Origin of the sequence: Streptomyces sp. NPDC058401 (assembly GCF_042722885.1) — a bacterium.
Classification (GTDB): Bacteria; Actinomycetota; Actinomycetes; order Streptomycetales; family Streptomycetaceae; genus Streptomyces.
Genome location: NZ_JBHXKA010000036.1, coordinates 29,219 through 53,481, shown reverse-complemented (window position 1 = coordinate 53,481; position 24,263 = coordinate 29,219). Strand labels below are relative to the sequence as shown.

At 73.8% G+C, this 24,263-nt stretch carries 27 protein-coding genes; 12 read left to right on the top strand and 15 right to left on the bottom strand.

Going from position 1 to position 24,263, the window contains the following annotated elements; all coding sequences use genetic code 11:
* Positions 1-9: 9 nt before the first annotated feature.
* From ACFWNV_RS16185 to ACFWNV_RS16175, 3 genes are read right to left on the bottom strand one after another with little or no spacing between them, the layout of a single operon-like run.
* Positions 10-432 (bottom strand): arsenate reductase ArsC, encoded by a 423-nt coding sequence (locus ACFWNV_RS16185; RefSeq protein WP_383946596.1) that lies wholly within the window; start codon positions 430-432, stop codon positions 10-12.
* Positions 425-1,543, bottom strand: coding sequence for an ACR3 family arsenite efflux transporter (gene arsB, locus ACFWNV_RS16180; protein WP_383946593.1), 1,119 nt, complete (start codon positions 1,541-1,543; stop codon positions 425-427). The genes ACFWNV_RS16185 and arsB overlap by 8 nt, the downstream gene beginning before the upstream one ends.
* Entirely contained in the window at positions 1,540-1,929 is a 390-nt protein-coding gene (locus tag ACFWNV_RS16175; RefSeq protein WP_383946590.1) for an ArsR/SmtB family transcription factor, read from the bottom strand. Before ACFWNV_RS16175 ends, arsB begins: the two co-directional genes overlap by 4 nt.
* Before the next feature lie 106 nt (positions 1,930-2,035).
* On the opposite strand from ACFWNV_RS16175, the gene arsM reads away from it, so the two are divergent.
* Positions 2,036-2,824, top strand: coding sequence for an arsenite methyltransferase (arsM, locus tag ACFWNV_RS16170; protein WP_383946587.1), 789 nt, complete (start codon positions 2,036-2,038; stop codon positions 2,822-2,824).
* Here arsM and ACFWNV_RS16165 read toward each other — a convergent pair.
* Entirely contained in the window at positions 2,821-3,696 is an 876-nt protein-coding gene (locus tag ACFWNV_RS16165; RefSeq protein ID WP_383946585.1) for a glycosyltransferase family 2 protein, read from the bottom strand. The two genes, arsM and ACFWNV_RS16165, sit on opposite strands and share 4 nt — an antisense overlap.
* Positions 3,697-4,191: 495 nt before the next feature.
* Complete coding sequence (locus ACFWNV_RS16160; protein WP_383946583.1) at positions 4,192-5,292, bottom strand: LysR family transcriptional regulator; 1,101 nt, start codon at positions 5,290-5,292, stop codon at positions 4,192-4,194.
* Positions 5,293-5,363: 71 nt separating this feature from the next.
* Here ACFWNV_RS16160 and ACFWNV_RS16155 point away from each other — a divergent pair, with 71 nt between their 5' ends.
* The gene (locus tag ACFWNV_RS16155) at positions 5,364-6,299 is read left to right on the top strand and encodes a reductase (RefSeq protein ID WP_383946580.1); all 936 of its coding nucleotides are present in this window, start codon (positions 5,364-5,366) and stop codon (positions 6,297-6,299) included.
* Here the strand turns inward: ACFWNV_RS16155 and ACFWNV_RS16150 are convergent.
* The gene (locus ACFWNV_RS16150) at positions 6,241-6,987 is read right to left on the bottom strand and encodes a GntR family transcriptional regulator (protein ID WP_383946577.1); all 747 of its coding nucleotides are present in this window, start codon (positions 6,985-6,987) and stop codon (positions 6,241-6,243) included. The genes ACFWNV_RS16155 and ACFWNV_RS16150 overlap by 59 nt on opposite strands.
* 265 nt (positions 6,988-7,252) lie before the next feature.
* Here ACFWNV_RS16150 and ACFWNV_RS16145 point away from each other — a divergent pair, with 265 nt between their 5' ends.
* The 5 genes from ACFWNV_RS16145 to ACFWNV_RS16125 all read left to right on the top strand — a co-directional run bounded on the left by ACFWNV_RS16145 (position 7,253) and on the right by ACFWNV_RS16125 (position 12,198).
* On the top strand, positions 7,253-8,419 hold the full coding sequence (locus ACFWNV_RS16145) for an ABC transporter substrate-binding protein (protein ID WP_383946573.1): 1,167 nt from the start codon (positions 7,253-7,255) through the stop codon (positions 8,417-8,419).
* Positions 8,419-9,327, top strand: a complete 909-nt coding sequence (locus ACFWNV_RS16140) for an ABC transporter permease subunit (protein ID WP_250743273.1) — start codon at positions 8,419-8,421, stop codon at positions 9,325-9,327. Before ACFWNV_RS16145 ends, ACFWNV_RS16140 begins: the two co-directional genes overlap by 1 nt.
* Before the next feature lie 92 nt (positions 9,328-9,419).
* Entirely contained in the window at positions 9,420-10,391 is a 972-nt protein-coding gene (locus ACFWNV_RS16135) for an ABC transporter permease (protein WP_383946629.1), read from the top strand.
* A gap of 5 nt (positions 10,392-10,396) precedes the next feature.
* The gene (locus tag ACFWNV_RS16130) at positions 10,397-11,536 is read left to right on the top strand and encodes an ABC transporter ATP-binding protein (RefSeq protein WP_383946570.1); all 1,140 of its coding nucleotides are present in this window, start codon (positions 10,397-10,399) and stop codon (positions 11,534-11,536) included.
* Complete coding sequence (locus ACFWNV_RS16125; RefSeq protein ID WP_383946567.1) at positions 11,533-12,198, top strand: HAD family hydrolase; 666 nt, start codon at positions 11,533-11,535, stop codon at positions 12,196-12,198. The genes ACFWNV_RS16130 and ACFWNV_RS16125 overlap by 4 nt, the downstream gene beginning before the upstream one ends.
* A gap of 57 nt (positions 12,199-12,255) precedes the next feature.
* Here ACFWNV_RS16125 and ACFWNV_RS16120 read toward each other — a convergent pair whose 3' ends face one another.
* Complete coding sequence (locus ACFWNV_RS16120; protein WP_383946564.1) at positions 12,256-12,747, bottom strand: hypothetical protein; 492 nt, start codon at positions 12,745-12,747, stop codon at positions 12,256-12,258.
* A gap of 75 nt (positions 12,748-12,822) precedes the next feature.
* Positions 12,823-13,209: a cupin domain-containing protein gene (locus tag ACFWNV_RS16115; protein ID WP_383946561.1), complete on the bottom strand. Its 387-nt coding sequence runs from the start codon at positions 13,207-13,209 to the stop codon at positions 12,823-12,825.
* Positions 13,210-13,381: 172 nt separating this feature from the next.
* Here ACFWNV_RS16115 and ACFWNV_RS16110 point away from each other — a divergent pair, with 172 nt between their 5' ends.
* Positions 13,382-14,152, top strand: a complete 771-nt coding sequence (locus ACFWNV_RS16110; protein WP_383946558.1) for a GntR family transcriptional regulator — start codon at positions 13,382-13,384, stop codon at positions 14,150-14,152.
* Here ACFWNV_RS16110 and ACFWNV_RS16105 read toward each other — a convergent pair whose 3' ends face one another.
* Positions 14,153-14,743 carry a phosphonate degradation HD-domain oxygenase gene (locus ACFWNV_RS16105; protein WP_383946555.1) on the bottom strand — a complete coding sequence of 197 codons (591 nt, stop codon included), beginning with the start codon at positions 14,741-14,743 and terminating at the stop codon, positions 14,153-14,155.
* Positions 14,740-15,849 (bottom strand): TauD/TfdA family dioxygenase, encoded by a 1,110-nt coding sequence (locus ACFWNV_RS16100; RefSeq protein WP_383946552.1) that lies wholly within the window; start codon positions 15,847-15,849, stop codon positions 14,740-14,742. Before ACFWNV_RS16100 ends, ACFWNV_RS16105 begins: the two co-directional genes overlap by 4 nt.
* Positions 15,850-16,123: 274 nt before the next feature.
* Between ACFWNV_RS16100 and ACFWNV_RS16095 the strand changes: the two genes are divergently transcribed.
* Positions 16,124-17,206: a DUF2330 domain-containing protein gene (locus ACFWNV_RS16095; RefSeq protein ID WP_383946548.1), complete on the top strand. Its 1,083-nt coding sequence runs from the start codon at positions 16,124-16,126 to the stop codon at positions 17,204-17,206.
* 42 nt (positions 17,207-17,248) lie between these two features.
* Here ACFWNV_RS16095 and ACFWNV_RS16090 read toward each other — a convergent pair whose 3' ends face one another.
* Together ACFWNV_RS16090 and ACFWNV_RS16085 are read right to left on the bottom strand one after the other, a co-directional pair.
* Complete coding sequence (locus ACFWNV_RS16090) at positions 17,249-17,977, bottom strand: phosphatase PAP2 family protein (RefSeq protein ID WP_383946545.1); 729 nt, start codon at positions 17,975-17,977, stop codon at positions 17,249-17,251.
* Between the two features lie 299 nt (positions 17,978-18,276).
* The gene (locus ACFWNV_RS16085) at positions 18,277-19,329 is read right to left on the bottom strand and encodes a zinc-dependent alcohol dehydrogenase family protein (RefSeq protein WP_383946542.1); all 1,053 of its coding nucleotides are present in this window, start codon (positions 19,327-19,329) and stop codon (positions 18,277-18,279) included.
* Positions 19,330-19,433: 104 nt separating this feature from the next.
* Between ACFWNV_RS16085 and ACFWNV_RS16080 the strand changes: the two genes are divergently transcribed.
* Positions 19,434-19,571: a hypothetical protein gene (locus ACFWNV_RS16080; RefSeq protein WP_274546649.1), complete on the top strand. Its 138-nt coding sequence runs from the start codon at positions 19,434-19,436 to the stop codon at positions 19,569-19,571.
* Between the two features lie 62 nt (positions 19,572-19,633).
* A complete protein-coding gene (locus tag ACFWNV_RS16075; protein ID WP_383946539.1) occupies positions 19,634-20,017 on the top strand; it encodes a VOC family protein in 384 nt (127 codons plus the stop codon).
* Positions 20,018-20,072: 55 nt separating this feature from the next.
* On the opposite strand, the gene ACFWNV_RS16070 is transcribed toward ACFWNV_RS16075, so the two are convergent.
* The 3 genes from ACFWNV_RS16070 to ACFWNV_RS16060 form a co-directional block, all read right to left on the bottom strand.
* A complete protein-coding gene (locus tag ACFWNV_RS16070) occupies positions 20,073-20,747 on the bottom strand; it encodes a DUF4232 domain-containing protein (RefSeq protein ID WP_383946536.1) in 675 nt (224 codons plus the stop codon).
* A 353-nt stretch (positions 20,748-21,100) separates the two neighbouring features.
* Entirely contained in the window at positions 21,101-21,889 is a 789-nt protein-coding gene (locus ACFWNV_RS16065) for a RimK family alpha-L-glutamate ligase (protein ID WP_383946533.1), read from the bottom strand.
* Positions 21,886-22,875, bottom strand: a complete 990-nt coding sequence (locus ACFWNV_RS16060) for a RimK family alpha-L-glutamate ligase (protein ID WP_383946530.1) — start codon at positions 22,873-22,875, stop codon at positions 21,886-21,888. Before ACFWNV_RS16060 ends, ACFWNV_RS16065 begins: the two co-directional genes overlap by 4 nt.
* A gap of 478 nt (positions 22,876-23,353) precedes the next feature.
* Here ACFWNV_RS16060 and ACFWNV_RS16055 point away from each other — a divergent pair, with 478 nt between their 5' ends.
* On the top strand, positions 23,354-24,181 hold the full coding sequence (locus ACFWNV_RS16055; RefSeq protein WP_383946527.1) for a hypothetical protein: 828 nt from the start codon (positions 23,354-23,356) through the stop codon (positions 24,179-24,181).
* Positions 24,182-24,263: the final 82 nt, after the last annotated feature.

The following is a 24,263-nucleotide window of genomic DNA, read 5'->3' as shown; positions in this document are numbered from 1 at the left end:
CAGGAGCGATCAGACGGGTTCCGGCAGCAGTTCGGCGATCAGCCCGCGGATGCGCCGCTCGATCTCGTCCCGGATCGGCCGGACCGCCTCGACGCCCTGTCCGGCGGGGTCGTCGAGCTTCCAGTCGAGGTAGCGCTTGCCGGGGAAGACGGGGCAGGTGTCGCCGCAGCCCATGGTGATCACCACGTCCGAGGCCCGCACGGCCTCGGTGGTCAGGATCTTCGGGGTCCGGGCGGACATGTCGATGCCCGTCTCCGCCATCGCGGCGACCGCGGCCGGGTTCACGGAGCCGGCCGGTGCGGACCCGGCGGAGCGGACCTCGATCCGGTCGCCTGCGAGGTGGGTGAGGAAGGCGGCGGCCATCTGCGAGCGGCCGGCGTTGTGGACGCACACGAACAGCACGGACGGCTTCGCGGCGGGAGTGTCAGACACGGGCGGAGCCTTCCGGGGCGGTGGCCGGGGCGGCCGTCGTCGTGGGCCGGGGGAAGTAGCGGCGGGCGGCGAGGGCGACGTAGACGAGGCCGATGAGGACGGGGACCTCGATCAACGGGCCGACGACTCCGGCGAGGGCCTGGCCGGAGGTGGCGCCGAAGGTGGCGATGGCGACCGCGATGGCGAGTTCGAAGTTGTTGCCCGCAGCCGTGAACGCCAGGGTCGTCGCCTTCGGATGGTCCAGTCCGACCGCCCGGCCGGTGGCCATCGACCCGGTCCACATCAGCGCGAAGTACACCAGCAGCGGCAGCGCGATCCGGGCGACGTCCAGGGGCTTGGAGGTGATGGCGTCGCCTTGGAGGGCGAACAGCACGACGATGGTGAACAGCAGTCCGTACAGGGCGAACGGCCCGATCCGGGGGATGAGCCGCGTCTCGTACCAGGTGCGGCCCTTGGCCTTCTCGCCGAGCCTGCGGGTGAGGAACCCGGCCAGCAGGGGGATGCCGAGGAAGATCAGTACGGAGCGGGCGATCTCCCCCATGGACACGTCGAGGGCGGTCTGCTCCAGGCCGAGCCAACCCGGCAGCACGTTCAGGTAGAACCAGCCGAGTCCGGCGAAGGCGACGACCTGGAACACGGAGTTCAGGGCGACGAGGACGGCGGCGGCCTCGCGGTCGCCGCAGGCCAGGTCGTTCCAGATGATCACCATGGCGATGCAGCGGGCCAGGCCCACGATGATCAGGCCGGTGCGGTACTCGGGCAGGTCCGGCAGGAAGATCCAGGCGAGCGCGAACATGAGCGCCGGGCCGACGATCCAGTTCAGGACCAGGGACGGGATCAGCAGGCGGCGGTCGCGGGTGACGGTGTCGAGCCGGTCGTAGCGGACCTTGGCCAGGACCGGGTACATCATCACGAGCAGGCCGAGCGCGATGGGGAGGGACATCCCGGTGACGGTGACCTGCGCGAGGGCGTCCCCCAGGCCGGGGACGAGGCGGCCCAGCCCCAGGCCGGCGGCCATCGCGGCGAGGATCCACACGGCGAGGAAGCGGTCCAGGAACGACAGCCGCCCGGCCACCGGCCCCGCCGCCGCGGCGGTGTCCGTGTGGCTCACGAGGCGGTTCCGGCCGGTTCGGCGCTGACGCCGGGGCGGGTGAGGACGGCGGCGAGCTGGTCCGTGGTCTCCGGCAGCAGCCGGTAGTACACCCACGTCCCTCGCCGTTCGGAGTCGATCAGCCCGGCCTGCTTCAGCAGTTTCAGGTGGTGGGAGATCGTCGGCTGCGACAGCTCGAAGGCCGGGGTGAGGTCGCAGACGCAGATCTCCCCGCCGTCCCGCGAGGCGATCATCGACAGCAGCCGCAGCCGCACCGGGTCGCCCAGGGCCTTGAACACCTTCGCCAGGCCCGTGGCGGTCTCTTCGTCCAGGGGGGCGGTCAGCAGGGTCGGGCAGCAGCCGTCGGCGGTGTCCTGGCCGAGCACCACGAGCTCTTGTTTCGACATGCTTCTATGTTGACGTTTTTCGATCCAAGACGCAAGGTTGTATCGAAGAGCGTGAATACAGCAATGTCCGGGCCCCGCCAGGCCCCACCCCTGAGGAGTGAAGGTCATGACCGAGCAGCCCACCGATCTGCGCGAGACCGTCCGCCGGCGCTACGCCGCGGCGGCGGTCCAGGTCACCGAGGGCGGCCCCGCCGCCTGCTGCGGACCGGCCGCGATCGAGATCGACGACAACTTCGGCTCCGCCCTCTACACCGGCGACGAGCGCGACGCGCTGCCCGCCGAGGCCCTCGCCGCCTCCCTCGGCTGCGGCAACCCCACCGCCGTCGCCGACCTGAACGAAGGAGACCGGGTCCTCGACCTCGGCTCCGGCGGCGGCATCGACGTCCTGCTCTCCGCCCGTCGCGTCGGCCCGACCGGCAAGGCGTACGGGCTGGACATGACCGAGGAGATGCTCGCCCTCGCGCTGGCCAACCAGAAGAAGGCGGGCGCCGCCAACGTCGAGTTCCTCAAGGGCGCCATCGAGGCCATCCCCCTCCCCGCCGCGACGATCGACGTGGTGATCTCCAACTGCGTCGTCAACCTCTCCACCGACAAGCAGGCCGTCTTCGCCGAGACCTACCGGGTCCTGGTCCCCGGCGGCCGCATCGGCATCTCCGACGTCGTCGCCGACGACACCCTCACCCCCGACCAGCGGGCCGAACGCGGCGACTACGTCGGCTGCATCGCGGGCGCCCTGTCCTTCACCGAATACCGCGCCGGGCTCGAAGCGGCCGGATTCACCGACATCGAGATCACCCCGACGCACGGCGTCGCGGACGGCATGCACTCCGCCATCGTCCGGGCCACCAAGCCCACCGGTCCGCAGCCGGTCCGGCGGGAGCCCAGTGCGGTCTAGATGACCGGGGGCCGGCCCAGCCGGGTGAGTCGCCAGACCGTGTGCCAGCGCATCGGGCGCCGGGGGCCGCCGGATGTCCGGACGCCCTCGGCGAACCCGCCGAACCAGGCCCGTAGTCCCGCCGCGGAGCGGTTGCGGGCCACGGTCAGCGCCACCCACACGCCGAGGTAGACCGGCACCAGCGGGGCGGGCAGGTGCCGCTTGGCCAGCCAGACCCGGTTCCGGGCCGTCATCCGGTAGTAGACCGCGTGCCGGGCCGGGGACGTCTTCGGATGCCGGAGCACCAGCTGCGGCTCGTACAGGATGTCCCAGCCGTGGTCGACCGCCCGCCAGGCCAGATCCGTTTCCTCGTGCGTGAAGAAGAAGGCCTCCGGCCAGGCCCCGGTCTCCTCCAGCATGGGCATCGACAGGGCGTGGCCGCCTCCCAGGAACGTCGTCACCAGGCCCCGCCGCATCGGATCACCCGCCCGCAAGCGGGGCACGTGCCGCCGCTGGGTATCTCCGGTCTCGTCCGCGATCCGGAACGAGACGATGCCCAGCCGGCGGTCCGCCTCGTACAGGTCGGCGATCCGCCGGACGACGTCCGACGCGATCAGCAGGCCGTCGTCGTCCAGATCCACCAGCACATCGACGTCCCCGAAGTCCCGCAGGCGGTGCCAGGCGACGTTCCGGCCGCCGGACACTCCCAGGTTCTCCTTCAGCTCCACCGCGGTCACGTCCTCGGGCAGGCCCGGCAGGGTGGTCCCGTTCCCGACCACCACGACCCGGACCGCTGGTTCGTCCTGCCCGGCCACCGAGGCGAGCAGGGCCAGCAGCTCGGGCATCCGGTCGCCCTGCGTCAGCACGGCGACACCCACACGCGGCCTGGTCACGACCACCACCACTTTCATCCGGGGCCAGGTGAACGGCGAGCGTACCCTCGCCGGACCCCGGCCCCGGCCCCGGACCGTACGAGAGGCCGCGGCAAGGGAACGGGCCCTCCCCGGGGCAGCCGCTCCGGGCCGCGCGTGCGAGCAGCTCTTCCATCGCCGCCCGGGGGAGGGAGGGGTTGGCCGCAGCCGCCTCGGCCGTGTCGGTGTCCGCCAACAACGCGGGCGAGGCATCCGGGTTGGCGGCCACCTGCGCGAGGACCCGTACGCCGTGCCGCGCGACCGTCGCGCGCAGCCGGTCCTCGGACAGGCCTGGGTGGGCGGCCACGCAGGCGACGACGGCCGCGTCCGGATCGACGGCCAGGGCGTCGCGCAGCGCCGCCGGAAGGTCCCGGGCGCGCCCGTCGGGATCGGAGAGGCGGCCCGCGAGGCCGGTCAGCCGGTCGAGGAGATCGGCGGGCAGGGCCGGATTGGCGGCGGGGCCGCACAGGAGCCGGATCACGGCAGCACCGCCCCGGAGGGGGCGCCGGACGCGGAGTTGCTCAAGCCGCCGGACGCGGTGTGGGTCAAGCCGCCGGACGGGGCCCGGGTGAGCGCGCCGGACAGGTCACCCGACAGGCTCCCGGTCAGGGCGACGGTCAGGGCCTCCGCGTAGGGATGCGGACGGCGGCGGCGCGGCGTCAGCACGCCGATGTGCCGTGCGGGGCAAGGCGCTTCGACCGGTACGACGGCCACGCCGCGGGCCGCCTGGTCGAGGCTTCCGCCACGCTTACCGTCCCGGTCCCGGTCCCCGTGCCCGTGGCCATCCGCGTCACCGTCGCCGCCAGCCGCCCCGTCCCCGCCCCCCGGCGGAAGCGCGATCCGGGGGATCAGTGCGACGCCGACGCCCGCCTCGACGAGGGAGCGCGCGAAGAAGTAGTCCGTCGTGGAAGCCGCCACCCGGAGGTCGAAGCCGGCGCGCTCCGCGTAGCGGCGGAGGTAGGCCTCCGTTTTGAGGCAGCCCAGCACCCAGCGTTCCGCGGCGAGTTCGGCCGGGGCGACCGAGTCGCGCCCCGCGAACCGGTGCCCCGGCGGCAGGACCAGTGCCAGCGGATCCTCGCCCAGCGGCAGCCAGTCGAGCGCGGCCCCCGGGCGGAGCGGCAGCGGCCCGTCGAAGTGGTACGTCAGCGCCAGGTCGGCGTCGCCCGAGGCCACCATGGGGACCGCCTCCTCCGGCTCGGCCTCCAGCACCGTCAGCTCCACCTGCGGATGGGCGGCCACGAACCCGGCGAGCGCGCCCGGCAGCAGCCTCCGGCCGCCGCTCACGAACGTGGCGACCGTCAGCCGCGGCCGCTCGGCGGTGACCCGGTCGATCTCGTGGCGCACCCGGTCGAGCTCGGCCGACACCGCCTCCGCCGCCTCCACCAGCAGCCGGCCCGGTTCGGTGAGGGTGATCCCGCGGGTACTGCGCACGGCGACCGGGTGACCGAGCCCGCGCTCCAGCGCCGCGATGTGCTGGGAGACGGCCGAGGGCGTCAGGAGCAGCGCCCCGGCGGCCTTGTTGAAGCTGCCGTGCTCGGCCACGGCCCGCAGGATGCGCAGCCGCTGCACATCGATCATCAGTTTCCCTTACGACGGGGACAGTATTCCGGTAGTTCCGCTGGGGACCGTACCCCGGCAGAGTCCCGGACATGAAGAAGATTCTCGTCATCGGCGGCAGCCGCTATTTCGGAAAGCACCTGGTCACCCTGGAGCGGGACGCCGGGAACGAGGTGACCGTCCTCAACCGGGGCTCCGCCCTCCCGCCCCGGGGCGTCGGCCGGCTGATCGCCGACCGGGAGGACGAAACGGGACTCCGGACCGCGCTGGGGGAGCGCACCTTCGACGTGGTCTTCGACCAGGTCTGCTACACGCCCCGGCAGGCCGAGACCGCCCGCCGCGTCTTCGCCGGCCGCACCGGGCGGTACGTGATGACCTCGACGATGGAGGTCCACGACCCCGCGGCGCCCACCCCCGAGGCGCGTGCCTACGCCGAGGGCAAGAGGCGGGCCGAGGCCGTCCTGGGGGCGGAGTCCGCCTTCGGCCACGTGGCGGTGCGCGCCGCGCACGTACTCGGCGGCGGCCGGGCGGAGTTCACCGGCCGCCTGGCGCACTACGTGGAGCGGATCGGCGCCGGGATCCCGGTGGCGGTGCACGCAGCCCCGTACCCCACCTCCTTCGTCCACCACCACGAGATCGCCCGGTTCCTCCACTGGGCCGGGCAGCAGGAGTTCACCGGACCGGTGAACGCCGCCTCGCACGGGGAACTGGACGTGCTCGGGCTGTCCGGGGCCGTCGCGGAGCACGTTGGGCGGGCGCCGCGCCTGCGGACCGTCCCGGACGGGTCCGAGGCCTCGCCGTTCTCCTTCGACCGCGCCTACGCGATGGACAACGGCCGGGCCGCGGCGCTCGGCTTCCGCTTCGAGCGGCTCGCGGACTGGCTCCCGGAGGCCATCGGCGAAAGCGCCGCCGCGCTCCGGGGGGAGCCGGGGCGGGCCGCCCCCGGGGCCGGTCGTCGCACGGCGGGCCCTACCGGTCCCCGGCCCGGCGCTCCAAGGGAGTTGCTACTGCCGAGTTGTTCACACTGAAGGTGACGCTGCCCGCCCGGTAGCGGTCGTCGGACCACTCGATCGGGCGGCCCGTGCGGGTCGCGGAGACGTGCCGCTGGCGCAAAAGCGGGCTGCCGCGGCGGATTTCCAGCAGCCGGGCGTCCTCGCTGCCGGCGGGAAGCGCGTCGATGAGGTGCTCGCCGTAGTGGGCGACGATCCCGGAGCCCTCCGCCAGCCCGTCCATCACCGAGCGGCAGTCCTCGGGCATCGCCTCGACGGCCGCCGCCACCCAGTCGGCATAGGCCGTCCGTTCGACCATCGTCGGCTCCCCGTCGAGCAGCCGGAGCCGCAGGACGGCGAGGATCTCCGTACCGGGCGGCAGGGCCAGCCGCTCCGCCTCCTCGGCGGTGGCCGGGCGGCGGGTGCGCGACAGGAAGTGGCTCGCGGCCTGGTGGCCGACCCCCTCGGCCCACTGGGCGAAGCTGTTGAGCTCGCCGAAACTGTGCTTGCGCTCATGGCGCAGGACGATGCGGCGGGCCCCCTGCCGGGAACCGATCAGCCCCTCGGCGGCGAGCGTGGCCACGGCCTGGCGGACGGTCCCGCGGGAGGCCGACCAGCGTGCCGCCAGATCGCTCTCCGAGGGCAGTTGGGCGCCCACGGGGTACTGGCCGGAGAGGATCGACCGGCGCAGCGCCTCGGCGATCTCCAGATACCGCACCGCAGCCATGGTGTCCCGTTCCCCCTCGTGTGGACGTGCCGTGGACGGGCGCGCCGTGCCTGGGGCGCCCGCTCCCAGCCTAGGCCGCACCGGGCGTGAAGATCATCATGAGGGGTCGTACGTCACGTGCACATCCGGCCATTCCCGGTCTTCGTCGAGACGTGCACCGTGCGACAGCCGCCGTTCACCGGCCGTACAGGGACCCAGGGCGAACTGGAGCCAACTTGTTCAGACAAGTTAGCCCCTGCCTTGGACCCAGTCTCCGGGAGAGACCGTGCTCAGTTCCACCGCCCGTCGCGGTACGGCCGCCGTCCTGCTCAGCGCCGCCGTTCTCACCGTGCTCAGCGCGTGCGGCGCCGCACCCGACACGACCGCCGCCGGCGCAGACGGCAAGAACAAGACCCAGCCCGGCGCAGCCACCTCGGTCGCCGACTTCGGCGGCCTGGAGGGCCTCGTGGCGGCCGCCGAGAAGGAGGGCGAGCTCAACGTCATCGCGCTGCCCGCCGACTGGGCGAACTACGGCGAGATCCAGAAGGCCTTCGCGGCCAAGTACCCGAAGATCAAGATCAACGCCGAGAACCCCGACGCCTCCAGCGCCGACGAGATCGCCGCCGTCAAGTCCCGCAAGGGCCAGACCCGCGCCCCCGACGTCCTGGACCTGGGCATCGCCTTCGCCCGCAGCGGCGCCACCGAGAACCTCTTCGCCCCGTACAAGGTCACCGCCTGGGACCAGATCCCCGCCGCCCAGAAGGACGCGGACGCCCGCTGGTACAACGACTACGGCGGTTACGTCTCCATCGGCTGCGACGCCGCCCGCATCCCGAACTGCCCGAAGTCCTTCGCCGACCTGGAGAAGCCCGAGTACAAGGGCAAGGTCGCCCTCAACGGCAACCCGACCAAGTCCGGCTCCGCCTTCGGCGGCGTCTACGCGGCGGCCCTCGCCAACAAGGGCTCCTTCGCGGACGTCCAGCCCGGCATCGACTTCTTCGGCCGGCTGAAGAAGAGCGGGAACTTCATCCCCGTCGAGTCCACCCCGGCCACCGTCGAGAAGGGCGAGACCCCCATCTCGATCGACTGGGACTACCTGAACGCCGGCTACGCCGAGCAGTTCAAGGGCAAGGGCGTCGACTGGAAGGTGGCCATCCCCACCGACGGCGTCTACGCCCAGTACTACTCGCAGGCCATCAACAAGGACGCCCCCCACCCGGCGGCCTCCCGCCTGTGGATGGAGTTCCTCTACAGCACCGAGGGCCAGAACCTGTGGCTGAAGGGCTTCGCCCGTCCCGTGCTGCTGCCCGCCATGACCCAGGCCGGCACCGTCGACAAGGAAGCCGTCACCAAGCTCCCGCAGGTCCAGGGCACCCCGACCTTCCCGGCCTCCACCGAGCTGGACAAGGCCAAGGCCACCCTCGCCGAGAAGTGGGACAAGGCCCTCAGCTGATGTCCGCCTCCACCACCACCCCCCACCCGACGGGGACCGCCGGCGGCCGTGCCACCCGCCGCCGGCGGCGCGGCCCGCGCACCTGGCTCGCCGCCCTCCCCCTCCTCGTCTTCACCGGACTGTGCTTCGGCGTCCCGCTGGGCGCCATCGCCTTCGGCGCGGTCACCCGTACGGACCCGGTCAGCGGGGCCACCGAAGCGACCGGCGAGCACCTGGCCCGCTCCCTCCAGGGGCCCTACCTCGGCTCCCTCATCGGCAGCGTCCAGCTCTCCGGCCTCACCGCACTCGTGGCCGGGGTGCTCGGCGTCCTCATCGCGCAGGCCGTCGTCACCTCACCCTCCCGCGCCCTGCGCGGAGCGACGCTGACCGCCTCGGGCGTCCTCGCCAACTTCGGCGGGGTCCCGCTCGCCTTCGCGTTCATCGCCACCGTAGGGATCTCCGGAGTGGTCACCCAGCTCGCCGACCTGACCGGCCTCGGCTGGAACCTCTACTCCTTCACCGGCCTCACCGTGGTCTACCTCTACTTCCTGACCCCGCTCATGGTGCTGGTGACCGTCCCCGCACTGGACGGACTGCGCCCGCAATGGCGCGAGGCCGCCCAGAACAACGGGGCGAGCGGATGGCAGTTCTGGCGCCACGTCGGCCTGCCCGTCCTCGCACCCTCCCTGCTCGGCGGGTTCGTGCTGCTCTTCGGCACGGCCTTCGCCGCGCACGCCACGGCCGCCGCCCTCGTCGGCGGCTCCGTCCCGCTGGTCACGCTCAAGATCGCGGACGCCCTGTCCGGGAACGTGCTGACCGGCCAGGAGAACGTGGCCCTGGCCCTCGGCCTCGACATGATCGTGATCGCCGGCCTGGTCATGGCGGTCTACCTGCCCCTCCAGCGACGGAGCGCCCGATGGCTGCGATGACCCCGACGCCCGCCCCGAACGGCAAGGCGGCCGTCCCGAACGGCGAGGCCGTCCCGAGCAGCGCGGCAGTCCCGGCGGCCGGTCCGGCTGCCATGGCTGCCCCGGCCGGTCCGGCCGCTTCGGCCAGCGCGAGCCGGGACGGGCAGCCCGACCGGCAGGAAGCCCGGGCCGCCCGATCCCGCACGGCCGGGCGCGGCTCCGGCCCCCGGTTCCGGCCCCGCGTCTGGCGCGGAGCCGTGCTCGCGCTCGCCGGCGCGTACTTCCTCCTCCCGCTCCTCGCCTCCTTCGTGTTCACCGTGCACGTCCCCGGCCAGGGCATCAGCTTCGAGGCGTACACCCAGCTGCTCGGGGCCGAGGGGTTCACCAGGAGCCTGCTGCTCTCGCTCGGGCTCGCCGCCGCGACCATCACGGCCTCGCTGCTCCTCGCCGTGCCCGCACTGGTCGCCGTGCGCATCGGCTCGCCGCGGCTGCGCCCGGTCGTGGAGGTGATGTGCATGATGCCGCTGGTGGTACCGCCGATCGCGCTGGTCACCGGCATCAGCACGGTGCTGCGCTGGGGTCCCGAACACCTCTCCAGGACCCCGCTCTACCAGACCTTCCTCGCCGTCCAGAACCCGGACTTCCCCCTCGTCCTGGTCCTCGCGTACACCGTGCTCGCACTGCCCTTCGTCTACCGCTCCCTCGACGCGGGACTGCGCGCCGTCGACGTGCCGACCCTGGTCGAAGCCGCCCGCAGCTGTGGCGCGAGCTGGCCCTACGTGGTCCTGCGCGTGATCCTGCCGAACCTGCGGACCGCCCTCGCCGGAGCCGCCTTCCTCACGCTGGCCCTGGTCCTCGGCGAGTTCACCATCGCCTCGCTGCTCGGCTTCCAGCCGTTCGCCGTGTGGATCGTGTCGATCTCCGGAGCACACGCCCGGATGTCGGTGGCCGTCTCCGTCCTCAGCCTCCTCATCACCTGGTTGTTGCTGCTCCTCCTCTCCCGGGCGGGCACCGCCCCCGCTACCGTGTCTTCCGGGACCACGCGTCACTCCCGTACCTCCCGCACCTCCGGCAAGGAGTCCTGACCCGCATGTCCCTCACCCTTCCCGAGGCCAGGAAGTCCGTGGAAAGCGAACCGTCCCCCGGCGGAGCGCGCGTCGAATTCCGCGGCCTGCGCCGGGCGTTCGGCTCCACCGTCGCCCTCGACGGACTCGACCTCACCATCGAGCCCGGCGAACTCGTCGCCCTGCTCGGCCCGTCGGGCTGCGGCAAGACCACCGCGCTGCGCGTCGTCGCCGGCTTCGAACAGCCCGACTCCGGCGAAGTCCTCCTCGACGGACAGGACATCACGCGGATCCCGGCCAACCGCCGCGACGCCGGCATGGTGTTCCAGTCGTACAGCCTCTTCCCGAACCTCAGCGCCCGCGACAACGTGGCCTTCGGGCTGCGCGTCCGCAAGGTCGGCGCGGCCGCGCGCCGCGAGCGCGCCGCCGAACTCCTCGACCTGGTCGGCCTGCCCGACCACGGCGACCGCTACCCGCACCAGATGTCCGGCGGGCAGCAGCAGCGCGTCGCGCTCGCCCGCGCCCTCGCCCTGCGCCCCCGCGTCCTGCTGCTGGACGAGCCGCTCTCCGCGCTCGACGCGAAGGTGCGGGCCGGCCTGCGCGAGGAGATCCGCCGGCTCCAGCTCTCCCTGGGCATCACCACCGTGTTCGTCACGCACGACCAGGAGGAGGCCCTGTCCATGGCCGACCGGGTCGCCGTGCTCAACGCGGGCCGCCTGGAGCAGTGCGCCGCCCCGGCCGAGCTGTACGAGCGGCCCGCGACCCCCTTCGTCGCCGAGTTCGTCGGCACCATGAACCGGCTCCCCGGACGGCTGTCCGGCTCCGGGACGGTGGAAGTGGCCGGCTCCCGGCTGCCGGTGGACGGCCCGGCGCCCTCGACCCCCGAGGTCGAGGTCCTCGTACGCCCCGAGAACATCACGGTGACGGCGGACGCGCAGGGCGCGGCCACCGTCGTATCGGCCTCGTTCTTCGGATCGGTGACCCGGCTCCACCTGGACCTGCCCGACGGCATCCGCATCAAGGCAGACCTGCCCTCCCGCGATGCCGGAGCCCTGGGACCGGGCGCACGGGCCGCCGTGGGACTCGCCGAGCGCCCCGTCCTCGTCGTCGCCGCCGCGACCGCCTCGATTTCACCATCAGCCACAGCTTCAGGGGATGCCCCATGACCGCACTCGCCGCCGTCCTCTTCGACATGGACGGCACCCTCGTCGACACCGAGGTCCTGTGGTGGCAGACCACCGTGGAGATCGCCGCGGACCTGGGGTACGCACTGACCGACGCCGACGCCCCCGAGGTGGTCGGCCGGGCGGTGGAGGACACCGCCGCGCACCTCGTACGGGTCGCCCGTGCGGGAGAGGTCCAGGAAGTGGCGCGGGCCCTGACCGACAGCTTCTTCGGCCGGGTCGACGAGGGCGCGCCGATCCGGCCCGGCGCGCAGCGGCTGTTGACCGCCCTGGAGGCGGAAGGCATACCGTTCGCGCTGGTCAGCGCCTCGCCGCGGGTGGTCGTGGACTCGGTGGTGGGCGGTTCACTGGCCCACGTCCCCTTCGCCTTCACCCTGTCCGCCGACGACACGTCCCTGACGAAGCCGCACCCGGACCCCTACCGGGCCGCCGCCGCGCGCCTCGGCGCGGAGCCGCACAGCTGCGTGGCGGTCGAGGACTCCCCGGACGGCGCGGCCTCGGCGGAGGCGGCCGGCTGCGCCGTCCTGGTGGTCCCGTCCCTGCTGGAGGTCCCCACCACGCCGGTACGCACCTTCGCGCCCTCCCTCTCGGAGGTCACCCCGGCCACCCTGCGGGCCTGCCTGGCCGCACCGCTGGGGGTCTGACGCGGCCGGGCCCCGGCCTGACGTGGCCGGGGCCCGGCAAGATCCGAAAGGGACGGCCTAGACCCCCAGGTCGAGCAGGCTCAGGATCCCCTCCGCGTAGGCGGCCGACTCGGAGCCCGGGCACCGGGTCGCCGCATCGCGCAGCCCGGGCGCGCAGGCGCGGATGTGCGCGGCGCACTGGCCGTACAGACCCGCCTCGTGCGAGGAGCCGTCGTCCTCGGCGCCGAGGAGGCGCAGCAGGGCCCACAGCAGGCCCTCGCGCGTCGCCTGCCGGGGCGGGCCGGCGGCCCAGACGGCCATCAGGACCCCGCACACCGCCGGGGCGGGAGCCCGTAGCACGCCGGCCTGGAAGGCGTGGCCCTCCAGGGCACGGAACGCGGCCGGGTGTCCCTCGGCCGCGTCCCACAAGGTGTCCGGCAGATGACCGAGATGCCCCGCCGGACGGCCGCAGCCGCATTCGATGGAGTCCCAGTCGTGCCGGGCGATCTCCCGGGCCACCGCGTCGGGCACCAGCGGACTGGTGCGGGGCTGCTTATCCGTCGTTCTCACGGGAGAAGTATGGGATCAGGCCGGTGGCCAGTCCATACCGGCCCGCCCGAACGGAGCCGGTGGGAGCCGGTGGGATCAGCCGCCGTGTCCCTGGCAGCCGCAGCCCTTCGCCGCGGCCCGCGGCAGGCCCTCCGTGAACTCGCTCTGCGAGAACACCGCCAGGACGGTCGCCGGCTCCGTACCGTGGTTGGCCAGGGTGATCTCCTTGCCGGCCGGCAGCATCGCGAAGGTGCCCGCCGTCACCGTCTTGGCGCCGCACCCGCACGAGGCCTCCACCGTTCCGGCGACACCCGTGAGCAGCAGCTCGGACGTCCCGTGCGCGTGGGCCGGGATCGTCCCGCCGGCCGGCACCTGGATCCGGACGGCGGCGAGCGCGCGGAACGGACCGCCCGCGGGGTCGAGACGCAGTACCGGGCTGCCCGCGGCGGTGTCGGGGGTGGTGTCGATGGTCATGCCGAACATGGGTGGTTCCTCTGCACGTTGGTGCGCGGCTCCCGCCGCGCGGGCCGGGCCACGGCCACCGGTCCTTCCGGTCACGCTTCGAATTTAGACGACGGACATCATCTCAATGCCGGGTGGAACGTCCCGACCTCCCGGGCCTTTCGCCCCGCCCGGGCCGTGACAGGCTGACCCGGTGAACGAGGCACCGCGCGAACCAGCACCCAGGACACCGCTCTACCTCAAGGTCGCCGCGGACCTGCGGACCGCCATCACCGCGGGGGAGTACGGATCCGGTGCGCGACTGCCCGCCGAGGACGAACTCGCCCGCCGCTACGGAGTCTCCAGGGGTACGGTGCGCCAGGCCCTCGCCGCCTTGCGGACCGACGGGCTGATCACCTCGCGGCGCGGCACCCGCCGGGTCGTCCTCGGCGGCGGCGCGGGGGAGGCCGGCCGGGTCGCGGAACTCCGCAGCTTCACCCGGTGGGCCCGCTCCCTCGGCGAGGACCCCGGAGGCCGGACCGTCACCGTGGACCGGGGCGAAGCCGGCGCCGAGGAGGCGGAGCAGCTGCGGATCGCCGCCGGCGCCCCCGTGTACCGAGTCCTGCGGCTGCGCACCCTGTCCGGTACCCCCGTGATGGTGGAGCGCACGACGTACCCGGAGCCGGTCGGCGCCCTGGTCGCCGCCATGCCCCCGGACACGGTCTCGTACTCCGAGCAACTCGCCCGGCACGGAGTCCTGTTCGCCGACGCCCACCACACCATCGACATCACCGCCGCCGACGCGGACGACGCCCGGCTGCTGGGCTGTCCGCGGGGCGAGGCCCTCCTGCGCGAACGACGCCGCTCCACCGACCCGGCCGGAACCCCGCTGGAATGGTCCCAGGACCGCTACCTCCCGGGAACGGTGGCCTTCACCGTCCACACCACCGCCGCCGGCGCACTGGGCCGACTGCTCACCCCCTGATCAGGCGTTCTCGATCAGCAGGGCCTCCAGCAGGGGCCGGAAGTGGGCGAAGTCGGGGGTGGGCAGGTCGGGGTCCTTGGCCCGTTCGTCCCAGCGCCGGACGGCCACCGCGTCGGCCGAGCCCGGGAGCGCCTCGAAGGCGCGCGCCTGTTCGGCGGTCATGGGGCCGCCCTGGACGCGCAGGGTGTGTACGGAGGCCTCGGAGAGCAGGGCGAAGTAGCCCGGCTCGACCGTGCAGAGGTAGCGCTTGGCGGCCACGTGCAGCCGGACCGGGTCGGTCACCTCCGGCCCGAACCACCGGGCCAGCCAGTCGGCGCCGGTGTGGCTGTGCCGGTTGTCCCGGCCGCCCTCCATCAGGTCGCGGCCGGTCACGGTTCCGTGGAAGTGCCCGATGTCGTGCAGCAGCGCGGCCGCCACCAGGTGCGCGGGGGCCCCGGCGGCCTCGGCGAGGGCCCCGGCCTGCAGCATGTGCCCGGCCTGGGTGACGGCCTCGCCGAAGTACTCGGCGCTGCCCTCGCCCTCGAAGAGGCGGGCGAGCGCATCGACGGGGCCGGAGGAGCCGGAGGAGCCGGCGGTGTCGTGGGCGTTCATGCGGAGGCTCCTTCGCGGCGCAGGACGGCGAGGGTGGAGAGCAGCCCGTCGAGATCGGCGTACGTGCCCTGGAGGTGGCGTCCCCCCGATTCGGCGAAGGCGGTACGGGCGTGCAGCAGACGGGTGTTGTCGAAGACCACGCAGTCCCCGGGCGCGAGCCGGAAGCCGAGCCGGAGCGCGGGCCGTTCCAGCAGCTCGCCGAAGAGGCGGTAGGCCGCGTAGAACTCCTCCAGTACGGCGGCCGGTTGGTGCAGCGTGGAGATGGAACGGTTGTTGAAGCGGACCTCGCGGATCCGCCCGAGCGGGTCCACCCCGATCAGCGGCCGGTGGGCCCGCAGTTCGCAGCGCGCGTCGGCGAAGGCGAACTCCACCGGGACACGGGTCAGCACCTCGAAGGCCTCCGGTTCCCGCTCGCGCAGCAGCGCGGCGGCGTGGAACCCGTCGACCAGTCCGGAGTCGCCCCCGCGGGCCTCGTTGCGCAGGCAGTGCAGCAGTTGGATGGTCGGTACGGGATCCCGGTAGGGATTGTCGGTGTGCGGGGTGATCAACGCACCGGTGAACGCGAGGTTGTTGGGGTCGGCCTCCACGCGGACCTCGAAGAGCTCCCCGTAGTTGGTCTCGCGCACGAAGCCGAAGGTGCGGGCCACGTCCAGCACCATCCGGTCCCGGCACGGAACCTCCCGCAGGAGGGCGAAGCCCAGCCGGGCCACGCTGTCGAGGACCTGCTCGCGGACCTCGCGGGAGCCGGTGTACGCGTCCCAGCCGGCCTGCGGGATCCGCCCGTCCAGGTCTCCCGCGGCCCACAGCTCCTTGTCCGCCTCGGTCCGTCCGTCCCCGGCCGCGCGGTACGCCGGTCCGTCCGGGGCGTGGTCGTCGAGCCACCGGGCCGGGTACAGGGAGCGGTGGCCGTCCGGCCGCCACTCCACTTCCCAGCCGGGCCCGCCGTCGGGGGCGGGCGCTTCGCGCACGGCGGCGACGGCCAGTCCGGCGGGCAGCTCGGTGATCTGGAACAGCTTCTGACCGGTGCGCGGGTCACGGCACTCGGCGCAGGGGCAGTTGTCGCGCAGCCAGGGCGCGGGCGGGCGGGTGATCGCCGGTACGGACATCGTGGCTCCTGTGTCAGGCTCCGGGAAGTTGTATATACAACTTCGGCATGCCTCGCAGGGTGGCAGGACCAGGTGACCGGAAGATGGCGCACGGGTGACCGGAACCGGATCGCGGCGCCGTCCGTCCGAGACCGCAGGTGACGGAGCGAGAAGTGTGGGGGAGACGGTGCGAGCGACACGGGCGCGGACGACGAGGGTGCGGACCGCGAGGGTGCGGTGGAGGACCGCGAGGTGGAGGCGGAGGACGCGGGTGGTCCTGTGGCTCAGGCGAAGGATGGGACTCCTGCTGCTCGCGGTACTCGCGACCCAGCTGGGATCCCTCGTGGGCCCGGCCTACGCCTGCGGCTGCGGGGCCATGGTCCCCGACGGCACCTCGCGGATCGGAGTCTCCCGGGAAGCCTCGGTGGTCCGCTGGGACGGCAGGACCGAACAGGTGGCGATGCGGTTCACCGTCGGCGGCGACGCCAAGCGGGCCGCCTGGGTCATGCCGGTACCGGGGCGGGCCACGGTCCGCCTCGGCGACGCCGCGCTGTTCTCGAACCTGGTGGACCTGACCGGACCCGAGTACCGCACCCGCACCCACTTCTGGCCCCGCCGCGGGGACTGGCCCCTCGACTCCGGCCGGGGCGACGCGGCCGGCGCGGCCCCGCCCGGCAGCGCCGAGGCGCAGGTCGGCGTCATCGGGCGGGAACGGCTCGGCGACTTCGACGTGGCCCGCCTGACCGCGACCGACCCCGAGGCGCTGGGCGACTGGCTCGAAGCCAACGGGTTCCTGCTCCCGGACCGGCTCTCCGCCGAGCTGGAGCCGTACGTGGCCCAGCACTGGGAGTACGTCGCCGTACGCCTGGCCCCCCGCGAGCCGGGAGCCGTCCTGCGCGGTACCCTGGACCCGCTCCTGATCCGCTTCGAGAGCGACCGGCTCGTCTACCCGATGCGGCTGTCGCGCCTGGCCGCCACCGCCCAGTCCCTGGGCCTGTACGTCCTGGCGGAGCACCGCATGGAACCCGTCTCCGCGATCGGCGGCAACGCGCCCGAGGTGACCTTCGCCGGGCGGATCACCCCGACGGGGCCGGTCGCCGAATTCGCGGGCGCGGAGCCGGTGTTCCTGACGGCGATCGACCAGAGCTTCCCGGTCCCGTCCCGGATCGACGGCGACCACGAACTGCGCGCCGCCGCCGGGGACGCCCCGTACCGCCGGGTCGAGTACACCGACGAGCTGCTCACGGCCGGCGGCGTCCCGGCCTGGATCCTCGCGCTCGGCGGCGTGCTCGCGGCGGCGTCGCTGGTGGCCGTCCTGACCGCGCTGCGGCTGAGCCGCGGCCGGGCGTCCGCCGGGCCGGGACGCTCCCAGGCGTAACCGCCTAGCCGCGGCCGGAAACCGGCGGGCGGGGGACCGGCCTTACGCGGCCCGCCGGCGGGTGCGCGCACGGCCCGCGGTCCGGCCGGCCTCCCGGGCCAGTGCCGGGGCACAGAGCCACCAGGCGACCAGCCCGGCTCCGACACCGGCCACCGCTCCGGCGGCGGTGTCGCTGAGCCAGTGCGCGTGCAGCCAGGTGCGGCTCCACATCATGGCCACCGTGAACACCGCGCCGCCGATCCACCACGCCCGGCGCCGGGCGGCCGGGACGAGGAGCGCGCCGACGATGACGACCAGGAGCGCCGCACCGGCCGCGTGTCCGGAGGGGAAGGAGCCGTGGTCGACCCGGACCAGCGGGTTCTCCGGGCGCGGCCGGTCCACCAGGTGCTTGAGGCCCTGTACGACGAGCATGTTCCCGGCCATGTAGACCACGAAGAGGAACCCCGCCGACACCCAGCGCCGCCGGACGAGCAGGAAGACGAGGAGGGCGAGCGGGACGACGGAGCCCAGCGGTCCCCCGAACCAGTTCAGCAGCGCGGCGACCACGGAGGGCAGCCCCTCGTGCGGTCCGCCCATCCAGGACAGCCAGCGGTCGTCGAGGGCCTGGAAGGGCGGCCGGTCGACGTCGCTCCGCACGACGAGCCCGAGCGCGGCGGCGGCTCCGAGCAGGGCGGTTCCGAGGGTGAGGGTGCCGGTGCTCCGGCTGCCCCGGTCCGTCGCGGACGCGGGTGCGCCGGCTTCGAGGAGTGGGTCGACGGGGATCGTGGACATGGCTGTGCTGCCTCTCGCGGCGGGTGGAGAAAGCGGGGGAGGTGAGGGGAACGAGGGGAGGGGCGGGGAGGGGTGGGGCAGGGAGGAGGGAATTGCCGGCGCAGGGGATGTGGCGGGTTTCGTGTGGCCACATCGCGTGCTTACACGTGTAATCAAGGAATGTAGCCATGCCCACCGCGCACCACAAGCCCTCGCGACCGGCGGCCCGACGGTTTCCGCAGGCCGGTGGTCCGGCTGCCCGTCGGCTCGGCTGCCCCGCAGCCCCGCAGCCCCGCTGCCCCGTAGCCCCGTAGCCCCGCTCAGGTCCGCGCGTCGGCCCCCGGCCGGATGATCGTGATCCCGGGTCCCCGCGCGGTCCCCATCGCCGCCAGTGCGGCCGGTGCCCCGTCCAGCGGGATGGTGGAGGTGACCAGCAGATCGGGTCGCAGCGCTCCGGAGCGGACCAGTTCCATCATCGGCGGGTACGCGTGCGCCGCCATGCCGTGGCTGCCGAGGACCTCCAGCTCCCAGCCGATGATCCGCTCCATCGGCAGCGCCACGGCCCCCTGCGCCGTGGGAAGCAGCCCGACCTGTACGTGCCGTCCGCGCCGGCGCAGCCCGGACACCGACGCCGCGGCCGTGGCCGGGGAACCCAGCGCGTCGAGGGACAGGTGCGCACCGCCGCGCGTCACCTCCCGTACGGCGTCGGCCGCGTCGGCCCGCCCGGGATCCACGCAGTGCGCGGCCCCGAAGGCGCGCGCCAGCTCCAGCGCCGCCGGTGCGGTGTCCACGGCCACCACCCGGGCTCCCGCCGCCACGGCGATCATCACGGCCGACAGCCCCACACCGCCGCAGCCGTGCACGGCGACCCACTCGCCCGGCGCCACCCGCCCCTGCGCGACGACGGCCCGGAAGGCCGTCGCGAACCGGCAGCCCAACCCGGCCGCGGTGGCGTACGAGAGCTCCTCGGGCACCGCCACCAGGTTGACGTCCGCGTGCTGCAGGGCCACGTACTCGGCGAAGGACCCCCAGTGCGTGAATCCGGGCTGCGTCTGCCGCACGCACACCTGGTGCTGCCCCGCGGCGCACTCGGCGCAGCTTCCGCACGCGCAGACGAACGGCACCGTCACCCGGTCACCGGTACGCCAGTTGGCGACTCCCCGCCCCACCGCCTCGACCACACCGGCCAGTTCGTGGCCCGGCACGTGCGGGAGCGTGATGTCCGGATCGTGCCCCATCCACCCGTGCCAGTCGCTGCGGCACAGCCCCGTCGCCTCGACCCGTACGACCACCCCGCCGTCGGCCGGCACCGGATCGGGCACGTTCCGCACCTCGCCGGGCTCCCCGTACCGCTCGAACACCACCGCGCGCACACCGACCGCCTCCACTCGCCTGATCCGTCCGACAGGCCCTTGTCGGCCCCGGGCCCGGATGCAAAGCTGCCGGGACGACCACCACACACCATCAGGGGGACCCCATGACCCGCAAGACGACCCGCAAGCGCGCCACGGCGGTTGCCGTGTCCGTCCTGCTCGCCCTCACCGTCACCGCCCTCGGCGCGAGCGCTTCGGCGTACGCGGCCGCGGGCGACAAGAAGGTCGAGGTCATCAAGTAGCGGACCCGGGAGCCGGACCGGCTCCAGGGCCGGCTCCCGGTGTTCTCCGTACACTGGCGGGCATGGTAAGCCGCATCAGTGAGCTGGTCATCGACTGTGCCGACCCCGAGCGCCTCGCCGCGTTCTGGAGCGAGGCCCTCGGCTACGTGGAACTCGGCCGGGAGGACGACGGGAGCATCGAGATCGGGCCGCCCGTCGCCGGCTTCGGAGGTCCGCAGCCCACGCTCATCCTCAGCCCGAGCAGCGACCCGCGCAGCGGGAAGCTCCGCCTGCACATCGACGTCAGCCCCGTCGACCGCGACCAGGACGCCGAGCTGGAGCGCCTGCTCGCGCTCGGCGCCCGCCCGGCCGACGTCGGCCAGACCGGCGCCGAGAGCTGGCACACCCTGGCCGACCCGGAAGGCAACGAGTTCTGCCTCCTGCGCACCCGGCTGCAACCCCTCTGACCGTCCTCGACCCGGGGCCTGCCCACGGAGGCCCCGCGGGCAGGGCGTGTCTGCCCTAGGACGGCTTGGCAGAGGACCAGGCGGTGACGGTCACCTTGCTGTCGCAGAAGGCGAACACGCCGTCGTCCATGGAGATCTGGTGCTTCCCGGCGCCGAGTACGCCGATGACCGCCGTCGGGTAGGTGGCCGGGGTCGCGCCGGACTCGCAGTAGCCGTCCGCCTCGCCCTGGACCTGGACGAAGGTGAGCTTCGTCCAGGCGCGGGCGCCCGGGGCCAGCACCGGGTCGGTGGCGGCGGGGCCGGTGTGGGTGGTGGCCAGCGGCTTGTTCTTGTCCGGCGAGCCGTTGCCCGCCGCCGCGACCGTGGGGTACCCGTACACCTTGCAGGGGGACGCGGAGGTGTTGGTGACGGAGACGACGGCGGCCCCGGTCCCCGTGCCCGGCGGGCGGACGTCGGCCTGGTGGCCCTCGGAGACCTTGATGTCGTCCACCGTGCAGGGCTTCTTCGTCTCGCCCCCGGCACCGCCGGTCGTGCCGCCCTTGTCGCCGCCGGTGGGCGTGGCCTCGGCCGGTTGCGAGGGCGCGGACGAGGCGGACGGAGCGGACGGTGCCGACGGAGCGGCGGCCCCGCCGCCGTCGCCGGTCGGCGTACAGCCCGTCATCAGGGCCGCGGCCGCCAGCACCGTCGCCAGAGCCGCCGCGGTCCGGCCGAAGCCTGCTGTGTACTGCATTGGGTGCTCCCCGAGGTTCACGACCGGTCCGGCACCGGCACTCGCGTGCAGGAACACGGCTCCTTGTCCCGAGCAGGTTCCCGCCGCGCCCCGCTGTGGCGGTTCCGTGACGCGCCCATGACGCACGACGGTCACCCCGGCGCCGTACACGGGGCCCTGCATCGAGGCGCTGCGGACCACGACGGTCGGATGACCATCCCGCGCCCGGTGCGCCTGCGCCTCAGCGGCAGCCCACTGCCACCACGAACACGACCGTCACACCGGTCAGCCCGCCCTGGCGCCATGCCACACGCACGGCGCCGGGGTCGGCACCCCGATGATCCAATCGAAACGGCCCGGCCCGCGCCCGCGTCCTAGCCCTTCGCGCGGCTCAGGGCCAGGTCGGCCAGGGCCTCGGGGGCGCCGGGCTGGTCGCGGACGCCGGGGAAGGCGTTGACGTCCACGATCAGCGGGGAGCCGTCGGCCGTGGCGATGATGTCCACGCCGTAGACGTCCAGGGAGTAGAGCGCGCCGACCCGGCGGGTCAGCTCGGCCCAGCCCTGCGGGAGCCGGGGCAGCGGCAGGGTGGGGCCGCGGCCCTCCGGGGAGAGTTCCGAGCGGCGCACCGCCGCGAAGACGCGGTCGCCGATGGCCCAGAGCTTGTGGTCCCAGCCGCTGTTCGGGGCGAAGTCCTGCACCACGACCGGCTCGTCGGGCCAGGTGGCCGCCAACTCCCCGAGTTCCGAGGCGTCGTCGACCCTGGCCACGAGGTCCTGGCGGCGGCTGTGGCGGCTCTTGACGACGACGGGGGAGTCCAGCGAGACCCCGGCCGCCCACCGCGCGAGCGTGCCGACGGTACGGGTTCCCGCGAACGGCAGCCCGGCCCCGACCGCCAGCTCCGCCATCAGGGTGCGGTCCTGGCAGAGCGTGGTCGCCGCGCCGGAGTTCACCACCGGCGCCCCGAGCCGCTCCAGGTGCCGGGCCAGTTCCAGCCCGGGCGGGGTGTGCGCCTTGAGGAGGTACACGTCGGCCGGGGTGTCCACGGCCGCGTCCGGTGAGCCGGGATCCAGCAGTTCCACCCCGTGCCCGTCGGCCCGCAGGAGACCGGCCGCCGCAGAGAGCAGCGGGTGCCCGGGATTGTCCGTGATCAGGCCGATCCTCATACGGGCTCTCCCGTCGGGGCCGTCGGGGCCGTGGGGGAGGTAGGGGCGGCCGGGGCCACGGAGGCAGTGGCGGCGGCGGTGGCGACCGTGGCGGCCGTGGACTGGAGGGGGATCGACACCTCCTGTCCGGACCGGCGCAGGAGGGCGGACCCGATGCCGGGGCAGGGCCGGGCCCCGGTACCCCGCGCGAGGTCCAGTACCGCGCGGGCCACCCGGGCCGCCGCGTCGGGGACCTGACGGAAGCTCGGGAAGTCGTTCACGTCCACGACCACCGGCCCGTCGGGCCCCAGCAGCACGTCCACCCCGTACAGGTCGAGCCCGTACACCTCCCCGACCCGCGCGCCGATCTCGGCGATCTCCGCGGACAGCGGGACGAGGCGCTCCGGGACGGAGGTGTCCGGGTGCAGGGGGGAGCGGCGCTCGGTGGCGAAGAGTTCCCCGCCGACCGCGTACACCTTGAGGTCGGTGCCCGAGTTCGGGACGTACGGCTGGGCGACGAGCATGCCCTCGCCGGCCAGTTCGGGGAGCATCGCGGCCAGCCGCTCCGGCGAGGAGACCAGGTGCACGGCCCGCCCCGAGCTGCCGTCGGCGGGCTTGACGACCAGCGGGTACTCCGACGCCGGTATCTGCGCGAGCAGTTCCGGCCGGGCAGCGGCGTAGGTCGGCGGCAGCGGGAGTCCCCGGCCGCGTCCGATGGCGGCGGCCAGCGCCTTGTCCCGTACGCCCCGGATCGCGCGGGCGTCGTTGACGGTGGTCGCCCCGGCCGCGGCGGCGGCTTCGAGCAGGGTCAGCCCCGGCCCGCCGGACACCGTCTTCAGGACCCAGGCGTCATGGGCGCCGGCGTCGACCGCCTCGCTCATCCGCAGCAGCGACCCGCCCGGCCTGAGCACGTCCACGTGGTGGCCCCAGGACTTCAATTGCCGGACCACCTCGTTCGGCATGCCGTCGTGGCGGTAGTGCTCCTCCACCAGGAAGCAGAGCCTCATGGATCTTCCTCATATTCCCCGGACGTCCGCCGATCCCGTCCGGCGAGTTGTGACGTCACAGGATGTCATGGGCCGCAATGTGCCGATCGGTCCGTGCGGGGAGGAGCTGACACCGGCCCCGGGCCGTCGGTTACGACTCCTCTCGTGACTCACCGTCAACCGCGTGAGGGGCCCCGGTGGCAAACCGTGCCACCGCCGGCGCGTAGTCTGCCCGGGGTCCGTCGTGCGGCCGCCGACCGGCGAGCCCAACGGCTGTGGGTGGAGGGGCAGAAGACTGCCCGGGCCCCGACTACGGCGCAACCCCCGCAGCTCTTGTCCGGACGACCCCGGCCGGGCAGTGAGCAGCCGATTCCGCAACGCGGCCCACCCGTGGGCCGCCCCACCCGTGGACTGCGGGCTCCCACCCTCGCCACCCCCACCCTCGCCACCCCTGCCCCGGCCATGCCCGTGTCCGGGCATGCACCCCAGGAGCACTCCCATGTCCCACCCTCCCTACAACTCCCATGAGCAGCCGCCTCCGGGCCCTGCCTACGGCTACCCCGGCCCCCTGCCGCCCCCGCCGGAGGGGCCGCCTCCCCGCCGGCCCCTCAGTCCTGGTCAGCGCGTCGGCCTGAGCGGCTGCGGCATTCTCGTCGCCGGCTTCGTGGTCCTCGTCGTCGCGGGCATGGCGTGGGGGCCGGAGACGGTGACCAAGGTCAAGGAGAAGCCGGTTCCCGGGCCGACCGTCACGGTCACCGCCGCCGCGGCCCCCGCGGTCACCGTGACCGCGTCGCCGCCGCTCCTGCCGCCGGGGATCCCGCAGCTCACCGGCGGGACGTGGAAGGACGCACTGACCCGGACGGTCAAACTGGAGGCCCGCAGCGCCTATGTGGACGTGCAGCTCCCCGCCGATCCCGCGGCGTGGAAGGTGTGCGGGCAGGAGGGTGCGCCCGTCGACGGCGCTGCCGCCGCCGTCGTCCTGCACCTCGCCGAGACGACCTGTCCGGCCAAGATCGGCGACCGGCTCACCCCGGAACCCGCCCCCACACCGCCGCCGGCGCAGGCTCCGGACGACAAGCCCGCCACCAACGACAGCACCGGTGGTTCGGCAACCGGCGGCAGCGGATCGACGGGCGGCGCATCCTCCAGCGGCGGATCCTCCGGCAGCGGCGGCACCACGGGCGGCTCCACCGGCGGCAGTTCCTCCCGGGTCGTCCACCCCGGATCGTTCTGCTCGCCCGCCGGCGCGGCCGGTGTGACCGAGGCGGGCACACCGATGGTGTGCGGCCCGGGGTCCGACGGCCGCAACCGCTGGAAGAGGTCCTGAGTGCCTCCGCGCGTACCGCGGCCGTGGGCCGCATGCCGAGACGCTCGCGAACTCCCTTCCGTTCAAAAGGTCACAGAAGAAC

Bases quoted from the DNA above. Each gene is read 5' to 3' on its own strand.
- ACFWNV_RS16175 (WP_383946590.1), bottom strand. From the start codon at position 1,929: ATGTCGAAACAAGAGCTCGTGGTGCTCGGCCAGGACACCGCCGACGGC.
- arsM (WP_383946587.1), top strand. From the start codon at position 2,036: ATGACCGAGCAGCCCACCGATCTGCGCGAGACCGTCCGCCGGCGCTAC.
- ACFWNV_RS16160 (WP_383946583.1), bottom strand. From the start codon at position 5,292: ATGATCGATGTGCAGCGGCTGCGCATCCTGCGGGCCGTGGCCGAGCAC.
- ACFWNV_RS16155 (WP_383946580.1), top strand. From the start codon at position 5,364: ATGAAGAAGATTCTCGTCATCGGCGGCAGCCGCTATTTCGGAAAGCAC.
- ACFWNV_RS16150 (WP_383946577.1), bottom strand. From the start codon at position 6,987: ATGGCTGCGGTGCGGTATCTGGAGATCGCCGAGGCGCTGCGCCGGTCG.
- ACFWNV_RS16140 (WP_250743273.1), top strand. From the start codon at position 8,419: ATGTCCGCCTCCACCACCACCCCCCACCCGACGGGGACCGCCGGCGGC.
- ACFWNV_RS16135 (WP_383946629.1), top strand. From the start codon at position 9,420: ATGGCTGCCCCGGCCGGTCCGGCCGCTTCGGCCAGCGCGAGCCGGGAC.
- ACFWNV_RS16130 (WP_383946570.1), top strand. From the start codon at position 10,397: ATGTCCCTCACCCTTCCCGAGGCCAGGAAGTCCGTGGAAAGCGAACCG.
- ACFWNV_RS16125 (WP_383946567.1), top strand. From the start codon at position 11,533: ATGACCGCACTCGCCGCCGTCCTCTTCGACATGGACGGCACCCTCGTC.
- ACFWNV_RS16115 (WP_383946561.1), bottom strand. From the start codon at position 13,209: ATGTTCGGCATGACCATCGACACCACCCCCGACACCGCCGCGGGCAGC.
- ACFWNV_RS16105 (WP_383946555.1), bottom strand. From the start codon at position 14,743: ATGAACGCCCACGACACCGCCGGCTCCTCCGGCTCCTCCGGCCCCGTC.
- ACFWNV_RS16100 (WP_383946552.1), bottom strand. From the start codon at position 15,849: ATGTCCGTACCGGCGATCACCCGCCCGCCCGCGCCCTGGCTGCGCGAC.
- ACFWNV_RS16095 (WP_383946548.1), top strand. From the start codon at position 16,124: ATGGGACTCCTGCTGCTCGCGGTACTCGCGACCCAGCTGGGATCCCTC.
- ACFWNV_RS16090 (WP_383946545.1), bottom strand. From the start codon at position 17,977: ATGTCCACGATCCCCGTCGACCCACTCCTCGAAGCCGGCGCACCCGCG.
- ACFWNV_RS16080 (WP_274546649.1), top strand. From the start codon at position 19,434: ATGACCCGCAAGACGACCCGCAAGCGCGCCACGGCGGTTGCCGTGTCC.
- ACFWNV_RS16075 (WP_383946539.1), top strand. From the start codon at position 19,634: ATGGTAAGCCGCATCAGTGAGCTGGTCATCGACTGTGCCGACCCCGAG.
- ACFWNV_RS16070 (WP_383946536.1), bottom strand. From the start codon at position 20,747: ATGCAGTACACAGCAGGCTTCGGCCGGACCGCGGCGGCTCTGGCGACG.
- ACFWNV_RS16065 (WP_383946533.1), bottom strand. From the start codon at position 21,889: ATGAGGATCGGCCTGATCACGGACAATCCCGGGCACCCGCTGCTCTCT.
- ACFWNV_RS16060 (WP_383946530.1), bottom strand. From the start codon at position 22,875: ATGAGGCTCTGCTTCCTGGTGGAGGAGCACTACCGCCACGACGGCATG.
- ACFWNV_RS16055 (WP_383946527.1), top strand. From the start codon at position 23,354: ATGTCCCACCCTCCCTACAACTCCCATGAGCAGCCGCCTCCGGGCCCT.